This window comes from Paracoccus jiaweipingae, from assembly GCF_044335505.1.
GTDB lineage: Bacteria > Pseudomonadota > Alphaproteobacteria > Rhodobacterales > Rhodobacteraceae > Paracoccus.
Genome location: NZ_JBISBS010000001.1, coordinates 291,279 through 304,619 on the forward strand (window position 1 = coordinate 291,279; position 13,341 = coordinate 304,619).

A 13,341-nucleotide genomic window follows, 5' to 3' on the forward strand; every position below is an offset into this window, starting at 1 on the left:
TCAGGCTCTGCCACGGGGGGCAGATCCTCGGGCAGGAAGCTGCGGGTCAGGAATTCGGGGACGTGATCGCCCATGCCAAGCACGTCGCCGCGATCACCACGGTTGCGGCCATTGCGGCGGTCGTCGCGGCGGCTGTCATCCCGGCGATCCGCACGGCGGTCATCGCGCCGGTTGTCGTCGCGCCGATCATCACGGCGGTCCTCGCGGCGGGTTTCGGCGCCAGAGGTGTCGGCGCGGGCGCTGTCGTCACGGGCATTGTCGCGGGTCTGGCCCTCGGGGCGCGGGCTTTCGGTCCGGGTGGCCTCGTCACGCGGGGCGTCATCGCGGCGGTTGTCATCGCGGCGGCTGCGGCCACGTCCGCCACGGCCACGGTCCGCCGCGCGGTCAGAGCGGCCATTGCCGCGCGAACCGGCGCGCGGGGCACCCTGCGCGGCCTCGGACAGGGTAAAGCCTGCGGGCAGTTCGGCGCGCGGCAGCGTCGCCTTGACCAGATTTTCAATCGCGCTCAGGTATTTTTCATCCGAGGGCGTCGCGATCGAGATCGCCGTCCCCTCGCGCCCGGCGCGGCCGGTGCGGCCAATGCGGTGGACGTAATCCTCGGCATGGCTGGGAAGGTCGTGGTTGAACACATGACTGACCGCCGGAATGTCCAGCCCCCGCGCCGCCACGTCCGAGGCGACCAGCAAGCGCAGGCTGCCATCGCGGAACCCGTCCAGCGTGCGCATCCGCTGCGACTGGTCAAGATCGCCATGGATCGGCGCGGCGTCAAAGCCGTGTTTTTTCAGCGACTTGGCAACGATATCGACATCGGTCTTGCGGTTGCAAAAGATGATCGCGTTGGTCAGCTTGTCGCCCTCGGCCTCGATCAGGGCGCGCAGCAATTCGCGCTTCTGCTTGGCGGTCTGGTCCTTGCGGGTGGGGGTCAGTTCGACCAGACGCTGGGTAATGGTGTCGCTGGTCGAGGACTGGCGCGCGACCTCGATCCGTTCGGGGGTGTGCAGGAAGGTGCTGGTGATCCGCTCGATCTCGGGGGCCATGGTGGCGCTGAAGAACAGCGTCTGGCGGGTAAAGGGGGTCAGCTGGAAGATGCGTTCAATATCGGGGATAAAGCCCATATCCAGCATCCGGTCAGCCTCGTCCACGACCATGATCTGAACGCCGGTCAGCAACAGCTTGCCGCGTTCGAAATGGTCCAGCAGCCGCCCCGGCGTGGCGATCAGCACGTCGACGCCGCGGTCGATCAGCTTGTCCTGTTCGCCAAAGCTGACGCCGCCGATCAGCAGCGCCTTGGTCAGCCGGGTGTTCTTGGCATAGGTGTCAAAGTTTTCCGCCACCTGCGCGGCCAGTTCGCGGGTCGGGCACAGCACCAGACTGCGCGGCATCCGCGCGCGGGCACGGCCCCGCCCCAGCAGGGTGATCATCGGCAGGGTAAAGCTGGCGGTCTTGCCGGTGCCGGTCTGTGCGATCCCCAGAACGTCGCGGCCTTCCAGCGCGGGGGGAATGGCGCCTTGCTGGATCGGCGTAGGCGTTTCATAGCCCGCGTCAGCGATGGCGGACAGAACCTTGGGGTCCAGCTTGAGGTCGGAAAATTTGGTCATTCAGGGCTTTCTGTAATCATGCGCTTGATGCGTCCGTGGTGCCGGCGGCTGTGCCGCAAGGCAGGATCGGGACGCAGGTTTCGCACGCCCCTCGGAACCGCCCGCCGGATGCGGGCCGCTTTGCGCTAGCCCAAAGCCGGGGCCGAGTCAATCAAATCCCGCTTTTCATGTGCTTTGCGACACTTTATGGGTGCAGCGCTGCCGGTCGGTGGTTAAATCGTGATGCTTTTATAAAGGAAGATGCCCATGGCGACCCCGGTTGCAGGACTTAGCCCGGTCGAGGCCTTTGCCCTTGTCGGCGTGGCGGGTGTCGGCGCGCAATGGCTGGCCTGGCGGTTCCGCCTGCCGGCCATCGTGCTGATGCTGGCGGCGGGCCTGCTGGTCGGGCCGGGGCTGGGGGTGTTCGTGCCCTCGCGCGATCTGGGCAATCTGGTGCAGCCGCTGATCTCGCTTGCGGTGGCGGTGATCCTGTTCGAGGGCGGCCTGACGCTGAATTTCCACAAGCTGGCCGACGCCCGTCCGGCGGTCAAGCGGCTGGTCTATATCGGGGCGCCGCTGGGGTGGCTGATGTCGTCGCTGGTGCTGGCATGGGGCGCGGGGCTGGGCTGGGAATCGGCCATCGTCTTTGGCGGCATCATGATCGTGACCGGGCCGACGGTGATCGCGCCCCTGCTGCGGCAGGCGCGGCTGGTCAACCGCCCGGCGCAGGTGCTGCAATGGGAAGGCATCGTCAATGACCCGATCGGGGCGCTGGTCGCGGTGCTGGCGCTGGAAATTGTGCTGGTGCGGCATACCCGGCTGGATGTCGATGACGCGGTGCTGACGCTGGTTCTGGGCATCGGCTTTGCCGCGCTGGTGGGGGTGGCGTTCGGCTGGGTCGTGGTTCAGGCCTTCCGGCGCGGCTGGGTGCCGGAATACATGAAGGTGCCGGTGCTGTTCGTGGCCGTGATCGGCGGCTTTGCCCTGTCGGATTCGGTGCTGCACGAATCCGGCCTGCTGGCGGTGACGATCATGGGGCTGGTGATCGCCAATGCCGATCTGCCCTCTTATTCCGAGCTGTATCGCTTTAAGGAACATGCCACGATCCTGCTGGTGTCGGGGGTGTTCATCCTGCTGGCGGCGGGGGTGAATGTCAGCGCGCTGTCGCAACTGACATGGCGGGCGGTGCTGTTTGTGGTGCTGGTGGTGCTGGTGGCGCGGCCGGTCACGGTGATGGTGTCGCTGATCGGGACCAACCTGCCGATGAAGGAACGGCTGCTGATCGCGCTGACCGGGCCGCGCGGGGTGGTGCTGGTCGCGGTGGCGGGCATCTTTGGCGAAAGGCTGGTGGCCGAGGGTATCAGCGACGGCGCGCTGGTCGGGCCGCTGGCCTTTGTGCTGGTGCTGTCGACGGTGGTTTTGCACGGCTTTACGCTGGCACCGCTGGCGCGGGCGCTGGGGCTGACCTCGGGCGACAAGCCGGGGCTGCTGATCGTGGGCGGGTCGCTGTTTGCGACCGGGCTGGCCAAGGCGCTGGAAAAGGCCGGGGTCGATGTCATGGTCACCGACCCCAACCGCGACCACCTGCGCAGCGCGCGGGCGGCAGGGGTGCCGACCTATTACGGCGATATCCTGTCCGAGGCGGCGGAAAACAATCTGGAATTCATCGCCTATTCCGGCATTCTGGCGGCGTCGGACAATGACGCCTATAACACGCTGGTGGCGACTGACCTTGCGCCGGAATTTGGCCGTGACGCCATCTGGCAGGTGGCCCGCCACAAAGAGGACCGCCCCCGCCACGCACTGCCAAATCAGCTTGGCGGCCAAAGCCTTGGCGGCAGCCGCACACTGGCCCAGTATCTGGATATGCTGGCCGAGGGCTGGACCTTCCGCGTCACCCGTCTGACCGAGGAATACCGGCTGGCCGACTGGCGTGCCGCGCGCGAGGGGGCCTTGCCGCTGGCGGTGCTGCAAAACGAAGAGCTGTGGTTCGTGGACGAGCGTGACGAAATCCCCGATGCCGCCGGCGTTCAGATCGTGTCGATGATCCCGCCCGAACTGGCCGAAAAGCTGCGCGAGGAAAGCGAAATGGCCGCCAAGGTCAAGGAAATCGCCCGCGCCGAGGCCAGGGCCGTCAAGCGCGGTGAAGGCGCGGGTGCGCAGATGGATCAGGCGGACCGGGGCCGCGTCGGCACGCATCTGCGCGACATGGCGCAGGAAACCCGCGACCAGCGGCGTGATGACCGGCAAAATGGCGATGACGCGCTGGCTGCGGATGACGCCGGGGCAGAGGCTGGTGAAAACGGTGCGGGCGCGGCTGCCGAGGTGCAGGGCGCTGGCGGTCAGGATGGCAGCGCGCCCCCCGCACGCGGCTGAGGCACGGGCAGGGACGCGGCGCGGAAAGGGCGGTGCGGTACGGAAAGGGTGGTGCTGGCTGGTCGGGCCGGCCACACCCGTGCGGGGCTTGAACGGCGCTGCTGAACGGTTTGCGTGCCGGTTGCGGGCCACGCGGCCCGGGCGAAGGTTGCGGGCCGGGCGATGACAAGCTATCGCAGCGGTCAGACAAGGATGGACCAAGATGAATCTGTTTGCCGATATTGCCGATCTGGTGCTGGATGCGCTGACCCGTATGCAGGCGCGGGGCGACCTGCCGCAGGGCCTCGATTTCGCCAATGTCACGGTCGAGCCGCCGCGCGACCCCGCCCATGGCGACATGGCGACGAATGCCGCGATGGTGCTGGCCAAACCCGCCGGGCAAAAGCCGCGCGATATTGCCGATACGCTGGCCGCGCTGCTGGCGCAGGATGACCGCATCGCCAGCGCCGAGGTCGCCGGTCCCGGCTTTCTGAACCTGCGGCTTGCGCCCGGCCAGTGGCAGCGCGTCATTCCCGCCGCCATTCAGGCCGGGGCCGATTATGGCCGCAGCGATCTGGGGCGCGGCAAGCGGGTCAATATTGAATTCGTCAGCGCCAACCCGACCGGCCCGATGCATGTCGGCCATACCCGTGGCGCGGTGTTCGGGGATGCGCTGGCCAGCCTGCTGGATTTCGCCGGCTGGGATGTGACCCGCGAATATTACATCAATGACGGTGGCGCGCAGGTCGATGTGCTGGCCCGGTCCGCGTTCGAGCGTTACCGCGAGGCGAACGGGCTGGAACCCAACATTGCCGAGGGGCTGTATCCCGGCGATTACCTGATCCCGGTCGGGCAGGCGCTGAAGGAAAAATACGGCGACAGCCTGATTGATCAGCCAGAATCCGACTGGCTGGCCGATCTGCGCGAATTCGCGACCCAGGCGATGATGGACATGATCCGTCAGGATCTGGAATTGCTGAATGTGCGCATGGATGTCTATTCCAGCGAAAAGGCGCTGTATGGCACCGGCAAGATCGAGGCCGCGATCGCGCGGCTGGACGATGCCGGGCTGATCTATCGCGGGGTGCTGGAACCGCCCAAGGGCAAGCTGCCCGAGGATTGGGAGGAACGCGAACAGACGCTGTTCAAATCGACCGATTATGGCGACGATCAGGACCGGCCGATCCGCAAATCGGATGGGGCGTGGACCTATTTCGCGCCCGATATCGCCTATCACTGGGACAAGGTCGAACGCGGCTTTGACCAGTTGATCGACATTCTGGGGGCCGATCACGGCGGTTACGTCAAGCGGATGAAGGCCGCCGTCGCGGCGCTGACGAATAACCGCGTGCCGCTGGACATCAAGCTGGTGCAGCTGGTCAGGCTGTTCAAGAATGGCGAGCCGTTCAAGATGTCCAAACGCGCCGGCACCTTTGTCACCCTGCGCGATGTGGTCGAACAGGCCGGGGCCGATGTCACCCGCTTTCACCTGCTGACGCGCAAGAATGACGCGCCGCTGGATTTCGATTTCGACAAGGTGCTGGAACAGTCCAAGGATAACCCGGTCTGGTATGTCCAATATGCCAGCGCCCGGATCAACAGCGCCCTGAACCGGGCGCGTGACGCCGGGGTGGCGGTCGCTGATGCCGATCTGACCGGGGCTGATCTGTCAAACCTGACCCACGAGGCCGAGCTGGATCTGATTCGCAAACTGGCCGAATGGCCGCGTCTGGTCGACACCGCCGCGCGGGCGAATGAACCGCACCGGGTGGCGTTTTACCTGTATGATCTGGCCTCCAGCCTGCATTCGCTGTGGAATCGGGGCAATGACGACCCGGCGCTGCGCTTTGTGCAGGATGGCGACAAGGACACAACCCGGACGAAAATTGCGATGCTGCGTGCCACCGGCGTTGTCATTTCGGCGGGGCTTGGTATCTTGGGCGTTAATCCGGCGAAGGAAATGCGCTGACCACAAGGCGCGCCTGCGACGGGAACGAGCAGTGACAGATTGACCGGGATCACCCGGCAGGCAGGCAAAAATGGCAGTACTCGATTTCCGCGGTGGCGGTTTCCATGGCGTGCGCCCGCGTCAGGTTCGTGACATGATGTTCGGCGAACAGGATCGCGGCTATCAGCCGATGGATGCGCAACAGGCCGGGCCGGATGGCTTTTCCATGGCGGCCCGTGCCACGCGGGCGCTGAATTACTTTGGCGCGCTGGTTTCGGTCGCGCTGATGATCGGGCTGGTGGTCTGGGGCTATCAGCTGGTGGTGCGCGACGTGTCGGGCATCCCGGTGATCCGCGCGATCGAGGGCGCGGCCCGCGTCGCCCCCGACGAACCGGGCGGGGAACTGGCCGAACATTCCGGGCTGGCGGTGAACACCATCGCGGCAGGCGAATCCGCTGCCCGCGTCGACCGCGTTGCCATCGCCCCCAGCGCCGCCGGCCTGACCGAGGAAGACGTGCCGATGGGTCAGCTTGGCGCCACCGCACAGCCGATTCAGGCCGATGATGCCGATGCCGAACTGGCCGCCCCGCAGACCCCGGTTCTGGACCTGCCTGCGCCTGCCGCCCCGGCGGACCGCATGGCCGATGCCATTGCCGCCGAATCGGCGGCTGACGGGTCGGTATCCGGCGCCGTCACCGACGAGGCCGGCAGCGTCGTAAAACCCGAGGACATCAACAAAGCCCTGGCCGAGGCCGCCGCCCCGCAAGCCGCCGCTGCCATCGCAGGCTCGGCGCGTCCGGCGCCGCGTCCGCGTCGTGTGGCCGCCGCCGCCCCTGCCATGGCTGCGCCCATGGCCGCCGCCGTCACCAGCCCCGACAGCCGCCCCGCGCCGACCCCGGCCCCCATCGCCAGGGCCGAGGTCGAGACCGTGAAACCCGCCGCTGGTTCGGCCATTGCACAGATCGGCGCCTTTGACAGCGACGCCGTGGCGCGCAGCGAATGGCAGCGCCTGTCGGGCAAGAATGGCGGCCTGTTCGCCGGAAAATCGCCGGTGATCCAAAAGACGGAACGGAACGGCCGCACCTTCTGGCGCCTGCGCGTCGCCGGTTTCGGCGGCAAGGATGACGCCCGCAGCTTCTGTTCCAGCCTCAAGGCCAAGGGCACCGACTGTATCGCGCTGAGCAACTGATGGCGACAGCCGCGATTTTCGGCCTGTCCGGGCCGCAACTGACCGGGGTCGAGCGGGCGTTTTTCCGCGCCGCCGATCCGTGGGGTTTTATCCTGTTTGCCCGCAATGTCGAAAGCCCGCAGCAATTGCGGGCGCTGACCTGCGATCTGCGCGATACGCTGGGGCGCGATGCGGTGATCACCGTCGATCAGGAAGGGGGCCGCGTCCAGCGCCTGCGCGCGCCGCACTGGCGCGACTGGGACGCGCCGCTGACCGAGGGGCGTCGCGGGCCGCGCGCCGTCTGGCTGCGCTATCGGCTGATCGCGGATGAATTGCGCGCCTGCGGTGTCGACAGCAATTGCGCGCCGACGCTGGACGTTGCCTTCCCCGAAACCCACCCGTTCCTGCATGACCGCTGTCTGGCCGATGACGCGTCCGAGGTCTCGATGCTGGGGCGTGCGGCGGTGGATGCCATGCTGGCGGGCGGGGTCTTGCCGGTGGTCAAGCACATGCCCGGCCATGGCCGCGCGCAGGCCGACAGCCACAAGGCGCTGCCGGTGGTCGACGCGCCGGTTGAGGCGCTGAACGATTGCGATTTCATCCCCTTCCGCGCCCTGCGGGACGCGCCGCTGGGGATGACCGCGCATATCCGCTTTACCCAGGTCGATCAGGCGCCGGCCACGGCCTCGGCGGCGATGATCGGGCTGATCCGCGACCGGATCGGGTTCGAGGGCGCGCTGATGACCGACGATCTGTCGATGCAGGCCCTCAGCGGCAGCATCGCTGACCGCGCGGCGGCGGCCATTGCGGCGGGCTGTGATCTGGCGCTGCATTGCAATGGCGACCTGCCCGAGATGGAGGCCGTCGCCACCGCAGCGGGCCAGCTGTCCGCCGAGGCCTGTCGCCGCACCCGCCGCGCCCTTGCCCTGCGCCAGGCGCCCGGTCAGGACGACATCGCCGCGCTGCGCGACGAATACCGCCGCCTGACCGGCACGCTGGCCTGACGCGGTTGACTTGCGCCCCGCGCGGTCGGATTTTACCCCATGACCCAGACTGACGCCCCCCACCCGCAACCGCCCGCCGCCGACAGCCCGGATGCCATCCGCCAGCGTCAGGCGGACGAGGCGCTGATCGTCGATGTCGACGGGTTCGAGGGGCCGCTGGATTTGTTGCTGACCTTGTCGCGGACGCAAAAGGTTGACCTGCTGAAGGTCTCGGTGCTGCAACTGGCGGAACAATATCTGGGGTTTATCGAAAAGGCCCGCGCGCTGCGCATTGAACTGGCCGCCGATTATCTGGTGATGGCCGCGTGGCTGGCCTTCCTGAAATCGCGCCTGCTGTTGCCGCCCGACCCCAAGGCCGACGGCCCCAGCGCCGAGGATATGGCCGCGCATCTGGCCTTCCAGCTGGAACGGCTGGACGCAATGCGACAGGCGGCGGCGCGGCTGATGGCGCGTGACCGGCTGGGGATGCAGCGTTTCGTGCGCGGCGCCCCCGAAACCGTGACCCGGCAGCGCCGGACGCAGTGGCAGGCCGGGCTGCTGGACCTGATGCGCGCCTATGCCCGGCTGAAAACCAGGGATGAATTTCGGCCCTATGCCTTTGACCGCACGGATATTTTCACCATGGAACAGGCGCTTGAGCGGATGCGCGACCTGATCGGCTTTGCCGGTGACTGGACGGTGCTGGCCGATTTCCTGCCCGATGGCTGGGACGCCGACCCGCAGCGGCACCGTTCGGCCACGGCGGCGACCTTTGCCGCCTCGCTTGAACTGGCGAAACAGGGCCGGGTCGAATTGCGTCAGGACGCCCTGTTCGCGCCGATTTCCATTCGCAGCAAGGGGACCAGATGACCGATCAGGACGCCGGGGCGACCGGCTTTCGCCCGATCCCGATGGATCAGCAGGAACGCATGGTCGAGGCGATCCTGTTCGCCGCCGCCGACCCGGTCAGCCTGCGCGAACTGGCCGACCGCCTGCCGGTGGGCTGTGACCCGGCCGAGGCCGTGGCCGGGCTGCGCCGCCATTATGCCGGGCGCGGCGTCGATCTGGTCCGCGTGGGCGAGGGCTTTGCCTTTCGCACCGCGCCGGACCTGTCGTTTCTGATGCAGGAACAGGTCACCGAACAGCGCCGCCTGTCGCGCGCCGCGATCGAGACGCTGGCCATCATCGCCTATCACCAGCCCGTCACCCGCGCCGAGATCGAAGAGATCCGCGGCGTCGCCACCAATCGCGGCACGCTGGATCAGCTGATGGAACTGGGATGGGTGCGCATGGGGCGGCGGCGGATGACGCCGGGGCGGCCCGCGACCTTTGTGGTGACGGATGGGTTCCTTGACCATTTCGGGCTGGAAACCGCCCGCGACCTGCCCGGTCTGGCCGAATTGCGCGCCGCCGGCCTGCTGGATGCCCGCCCGGTTCAGGGGATGCCGGGGCTTGTCAAACGCGATGCCGATGACGACATAATCGACCATGGCCCCGATGGGGTGTTGTTCGACGATTAAGGAAACCCCGGCATGAACCTGAACCAGATCTTTGCCATGTTTCAGCGCATGGTCCTGCACCGGCTGATGAATGCCGGGATCAACAAGGGCATCGACATGATGGCGCGGCGCGGCGGCGGGCAGGATGCCGATGGCAAGCTGACCGAACAGGGCCGCCGCACCGAAAGACAGGCGCGCGACATGACCAAACGTGTCCGTCAGGCCAACCGCATCCTGCGCCGGATGAAGTGATCAGCCGCGAAACTGTTTGGCCAGTTTCAGCCCTTGCCCCTGATAATTCGACGCAATCCCGGCCCCATACAGCTGTGCCGGGCGCTGTGCCATATGCTCGTATATCAGCCGTCCCACGACCTGACCGTGTTCCAGCGCGAAGGGGGCCTCGTGGCAGCGGACCTCCAGCACGCCACGGGCGCCGTGACCGGCTGTGCCATGGCCGAAACCGGGGTCGAAAAACCCGGCGTAATGGACGCGAAATTCCCCCACCATCGCCAGATAGGGGGCCATTTCAGCGGCGTAATCGGGGGGGATGGTCACGGCCTCGCGGCTGACAAGGATGTAAAAGGCGCCGGGGTCCAGAATCAGCCGCCCGTGATCGCCAAACAGCGGATCCCAGAAGTCGCGCGCCTCATAGGCGCCGATGCGGTCAAGGTCGATCACCCCGCTGTGGGGTCGCGCGCGCCAGCCCACAAGGTCGCCCTGCGCGGGCCGCAGATCGACGGAAAAGCCCAGACCTTCGTCGATCAGCGCCGGGCCATCGACCAGCGGGGTTTTGGCGTGCAGCGCCCGCAGCGCCGCGTCGTCCAGCGCCGCCTGTCCGTCGCGCAGCCGCAACTGGTTCAAGCGCATTCCGGGCCGCACCAGAACGGAAAAACTGCGCGGGCAGATCTCGGCGTAAAGCGGGCCGTCATAGCCGTCGGGAAGGCGGTCGAATTCGGTGCCGTCATCGGTGATCAGCCGGGTCAGCAGGTCCAGCCGCCCGGTCGATGATTTGGCATTGGCCACCGCCGACAGCCCCGCAGGGAGGGTGATGCGTTCAGCCAGCGGCACCAGATAGACACAGCCGCGTTCCAGCACCGCACCGCCTGTCAGGTCCATCCGGTGCATCTGGAAATCGGCCAGCCGGTCGCTGACCCGCCGCCCCTTGCCCGGCAGGAACGAGGCCCGCAGCCGCCATGCCTCGGCCCCAAGGCGCAGGTCCAGACTGGCGGGCTGGATCTGTTCAGGCAGGATCGGCTGGCTGGCGGAAATGGCCCCGCGGGCGATCAGGTCGCGCAATGCGCTGTCGGACAAAACCCCGGTCATGCTGGACCCCCAAAATTGTCGGCAGATACAAGAACGCCCACCCGCAAGGGGTGGGCGATTCTGAAATGGTCGGGCTGGCGAGATTCGAACTCACGACCTTCCGCCCCCCAGACGGACGCGCTAACCAGACTGCGCCACAGCCCGACGCGGGCCATATAGGCGAAGGCGCGGGGCGGACACAAGGGCATTCTGACCTCGATCGGCAAAATATTTCGGTTCGGTGACGACGGCTTAACGCAGGCTGTTCAGCAACTGTCGCAATTGCGTCACCTGCTGCGGCAAAGGCCGGTCCTGCGGCCAGTTGCGCAGGGCATCTGCGGCATCGGCCAGCAGCGGCAGAACCTGTGCGGCGGGGCAGGGCAGGGCGGTCGCGGCGCTGGCAGGGGCGGGGTCGGATGGGGCGGTGTCGGATGGGGCGTTTGCGCCGGCTGGGGCCGCATCAGCGCCGGGGGGCTGCGCGGCGGGCGGATCGGGCTGGTGCTGGTCGGAAAACAGCGGCAGGTCAGCCGGGGCGGCGGGGCCGGGACGACGCCTGACGGGTTTTGGCTGCGCGTCGGGATCGGCGGCTGTCTGGCGGGCGGGGGGCGTGTCGGGCCGGGGGGTGCTGGTGTCGGCGGCATCTGCGGTGGTGGCGGGCAGCTGCCCGGCCTCTTGCAGGCGCGACACCCCGCGGGCGCGGGTCGCGGCGCCGCGATCCTGTGACAACAGCTTTTTGGCACCGCGAATGGTCAGCCCATCCTCGCGCAGCAGGCCCACCAGACCGGCGACCAGATACAGGTCATCAGGCCGGTAATAGCGCCGGCCATCGCGGCGCTTGACCGGCGATAGCTGGCTGAACTGGCTTTCCCAATAGCGCAGGACATGCGGGGCCACCCCGACGATTCGCGCGACTTCTCCGATCGAACGAAAAGCGTCAGGGGATTTGTCCATCGTGGCTGCCGTGGGTTGTGTGGTCCGTGGTTTTCAGCAGGGGGTCAGGGCTTGTTGCCCGCCGCGACGCGGTCTTTCATCAGATGCGAAGGCCGGAAGGACAGCACCCGGCGCGGCGTAATCGGCACCTCTTCGCCGGTCTTGGGGTTGCGACCGATGCGTTCATTCTTGTCGCGGATGGAAAACGTCCCGAAGGACGAGATCTTGACCTGTTCCCCACGCACCAGCGCGTCCGAAATATGGGTCAGCACGCTTTCCACAAGCTGCGCCGATTCGTGGCGCGACAGGCCCACTTCGCGAAATACGGATTCGGCCAGATCCATGCGGGTCAGTGTCTTGTCGCTCATCGGATATCTACCTCTTGAATGCGGGACAGATTGCGGCTTTGGCGGCGGTAAGTCAACAACGGCGGCAGGGGAATGTTCCCCGCCGCCGTTGGTTTTTCCGTCAGCTTTTTCGCGGCTTACTTGGCGCAGGCCTCGATCCTGGCCAGATCAGGGCCATTCGGGGTGCGGCCCAGGTTGAACGGCGCCGAGGCATCGCGCCAGCCCTGATATTCCTTCAGATAGGTCAGCATGGATGCGTAAACCTTGGCCGAAAGCGGGTTCTGGCAGGCGGTTTCCTCGATCACCTCATTGGCTTTTTGCTGGATCTCCTCAAGTGCGGCATCGTCCAGACGGGTGATTTCCACGCCCGCTTCCGCGAATTTGTGATAGGCATCGGCCGAGCGTTTTTCCGAATAGGACAGCGACCAGATCATCGTCGCATTGGCCGCGATTTGCAGCTTGTTGCGGGTGTCATCGTCCAGCGCGTCCCACGCGGCCTTGTTGATCATCACCCCAAAGACCGATGCCGACTGGTGCCAGCCCGGCGTCGCCCAATATTTGGTCACCTGTTCAAAACCGCCCGACAGATCGACATTCGGGGCCGAGAATTCGGCACCGTCGATCACGCCGCGTTCCAGCGACTGGTAAATCTCGCCGCCGGCCATGCTGACCTGACTGCCCCCCAGTTTTTCCAGCAGCTTGCCCTGTTCCAGACCCGAAACCCGCAGGCGCAGGCCCTTCAGGTCGTCGATGGTCTTGATGGCTTTGCTGGTGGTGTGGAAACCGGCCTCGTTCGAGGTGATGCCATAGGGCAGATACACCATGCCGAACTTGCCATAGACCTCGTTATACAGGTCGCGGCCACCCCATTCCTGAATCCAGTTCATGTAATCCACGGCGCTGAACAGCGAAGAGGTCGTGGCCAGCGGCGAGAATGCCGAATCGCGCCCCGCCCAATAGCCCGGCCAGTCGGCCCCGGCCTGAATGGTGCCCGATTCGACGGCGCCGAACACCTCGCCTGCGGGGACAAGGCTGCCGCCGTCAAAGAAGTCGATGGTCAGCTTGTCATCGTCGATCAGTTCATTCGCCAGCTTGACGAAATGCTTGTCGCTTTCGATCAGTTCAAGGCTGGACGGCCAGGTCGTGGTCATCGTCCATTTTTCGGCCAGCGCGGGGGTGGCCGCCAGCGCCAGCGCGGCACCGCAGAACAGTTTGGTGATGTGTTTCATTGG

At 66.5% G+C, this 13,341-nt stretch carries 11 protein-coding genes, 1 tRNA gene and 1 pseudogene; 7 read left to right on the top strand and 6 right to left on the bottom strand.

Annotated features, from left to right (window positions below; genetic code table 11):
* Positions 1–35: 35 nt before the first annotated feature.
* Positions 36–1,598: pseudogene (locus ACFXP9_RS01530) on the bottom strand (DEAD/DEAH box helicase); the annotation flags it as partial.
* Positions 1,599–1,844: 246 nt separating this feature from the next.
* On the opposite strand from ACFXP9_RS01530, the gene ACFXP9_RS01535 reads away from it, so the two are divergent.
* The 7 genes from ACFXP9_RS01535 to ACFXP9_RS01565 all read left to right on the top strand — a co-directional run bounded on the left by ACFXP9_RS01535 (position 1,845) and on the right by ACFXP9_RS01565 (position 9,782).
* Complete coding sequence (locus ACFXP9_RS01535) at positions 1,845–3,953, top strand: cation:proton antiporter (protein WP_397208014.1); 2,109 nt, start codon at positions 1,845–1,847, stop codon at positions 3,951–3,953.
* A 202-nt stretch (positions 3,954–4,155) separates the two neighbouring features.
* Positions 4,156–5,901 carry an arginine--tRNA ligase gene (gene argS, locus ACFXP9_RS01540; RefSeq protein WP_397208015.1) on the top strand — a complete coding sequence of 582 codons (1,746 nt, stop codon included), beginning with the start codon at positions 4,156–4,158 and terminating at the stop codon, positions 5,899–5,901.
* Between the two features lie 70 nt (positions 5,902–5,971).
* On the top strand, positions 5,972–7,069 hold the full coding sequence (locus tag ACFXP9_RS01545; RefSeq protein WP_397208017.1) for an SPOR domain-containing protein: 1,098 nt from the start codon (positions 5,972–5,974) through the stop codon (positions 7,067–7,069).
* Complete coding sequence (gene nagZ / locus ACFXP9_RS01550; RefSeq protein ID WP_397208019.1) at positions 7,069–8,052, top strand: beta-N-acetylhexosaminidase; 984 nt, start codon at positions 7,069–7,071, stop codon at positions 8,050–8,052. The genes ACFXP9_RS01545 and nagZ overlap by 1 nt, the downstream gene beginning before the upstream one ends.
* Positions 8,053–8,091: 39 nt before the next feature.
* Positions 8,092–8,901 carry a segregation and condensation protein A gene (locus tag ACFXP9_RS01555; protein ID WP_397208021.1) on the top strand — a complete coding sequence of 270 codons (810 nt, stop codon included), beginning with the start codon at positions 8,092–8,094 and terminating at the stop codon, positions 8,899–8,901.
* Complete coding sequence (scpB, locus tag ACFXP9_RS01560; protein ID WP_397208023.1) at positions 8,898–9,551, top strand: SMC-Scp complex subunit ScpB; 654 nt, start codon at positions 8,898–8,900, stop codon at positions 9,549–9,551. The genes ACFXP9_RS01555 and scpB overlap by 4 nt, the downstream gene beginning before the upstream one ends.
* 12 nt (positions 9,552–9,563) lie before the next feature.
* Positions 9,564–9,782: a hypothetical protein gene (locus ACFXP9_RS01565; protein WP_397208024.1), complete on the top strand. Its 219-nt coding sequence runs from the start codon at positions 9,564–9,566 to the stop codon at positions 9,780–9,782.
* On the opposite strand, the gene ACFXP9_RS01570 is transcribed toward ACFXP9_RS01565, so the two are convergent.
* The 5 genes from ACFXP9_RS01570 to dctP all read right to left on the bottom strand — a co-directional run bounded on the left by ACFXP9_RS01570 (position 9,783) and on the right by dctP (position 13,338).
* Positions 9,783–10,853: a 2'-deoxycytidine 5'-triphosphate deaminase gene (locus ACFXP9_RS01570; RefSeq protein ID WP_397208026.1), complete on the bottom strand. Its 1,071-nt coding sequence runs from the start codon at positions 10,851–10,853 to the stop codon at positions 9,783–9,785.
* 66 nt (positions 10,854–10,919) lie between these two features.
* Positions 10,920–10,997: transfer RNA gene (locus ACFXP9_RS01575), tRNA-Pro, on the bottom strand.
* Positions 10,998–11,084: 87 nt separating this feature from the next.
* Positions 11,085–11,783, bottom strand: a complete 699-nt coding sequence (locus tag ACFXP9_RS01580; protein ID WP_397209926.1) for a MerR family transcriptional regulator — start codon at positions 11,781–11,783, stop codon at positions 11,085–11,087.
* Positions 11,784–11,827: 44 nt separating this feature from the next.
* Positions 11,828–12,130, bottom strand: coding sequence for an integration host factor subunit alpha (gene ihfA, locus ACFXP9_RS01585; RefSeq protein ID WP_397208030.1), 303 nt, complete (start codon positions 12,128–12,130; stop codon positions 11,828–11,830).
* Positions 12,131–12,246: 116 nt separating this feature from the next.
* The gene (gene dctP / locus ACFXP9_RS01590; protein WP_397208032.1) at positions 12,247–13,338 is read right to left on the bottom strand and encodes a TRAP transporter substrate-binding protein DctP; all 1,092 of its coding nucleotides are present in this window, start codon (positions 13,336–13,338) and stop codon (positions 12,247–12,249) included.
* Positions 13,339–13,341 lie beyond the last annotated feature (3 nt).

Excerpts from the sequence above, each read along its gene's own strand:
- ACFXP9_RS01535 (WP_397208014.1), top strand. The coding sequence starts at position 1,845 with ATGGCGACCCCGGTTGCAGGACTTAGCCCGGTCGAGGCCTTTGCCCTT.
- argS (WP_397208015.1), top strand. The coding sequence starts at position 4,156 with ATGAATCTGTTTGCCGATATTGCCGATCTGGTGCTGGATGCGCTGACC.
- ACFXP9_RS01545 (WP_397208017.1), top strand. The coding sequence starts at position 5,972 with ATGGCAGTACTCGATTTCCGCGGTGGCGGTTTCCATGGCGTGCGCCCG.
- nagZ (WP_397208019.1), top strand. The coding sequence starts at position 7,069 with ATGGCGACAGCCGCGATTTTCGGCCTGTCCGGGCCGCAACTGACCGGG.
- ACFXP9_RS01555 (WP_397208021.1), top strand. The coding sequence starts at position 8,092 with ATGACCCAGACTGACGCCCCCCACCCGCAACCGCCCGCCGCCGACAGC.
- scpB (WP_397208023.1), top strand. The coding sequence starts at position 8,898 with ATGACCGATCAGGACGCCGGGGCGACCGGCTTTCGCCCGATCCCGATG.
- ACFXP9_RS01565 (WP_397208024.1), top strand. The coding sequence starts at position 9,564 with ATGAACCTGAACCAGATCTTTGCCATGTTTCAGCGCATGGTCCTGCAC.
- ACFXP9_RS01570 (WP_397208026.1), bottom strand. The coding sequence starts at position 10,853 with ATGACCGGGGTTTTGTCCGACAGCGCATTGCGCGACCTGATCGCCCGC.
- ACFXP9_RS01580 (WP_397209926.1), bottom strand. The coding sequence starts at position 11,783 with ATGGACAAATCCCCTGACGCTTTTCGTTCGATCGGAGAAGTCGCGCGA.
- ihfA (WP_397208030.1), bottom strand. The coding sequence starts at position 12,130 with ATGAGCGACAAGACACTGACCCGCATGGATCTGGCCGAATCCGTATTT.
- dctP (WP_397208032.1), bottom strand. The coding sequence starts at position 13,338 with ATGAAACACATCACCAAACTGTTCTGCGGTGCCGCGCTGGCGCTGGCG.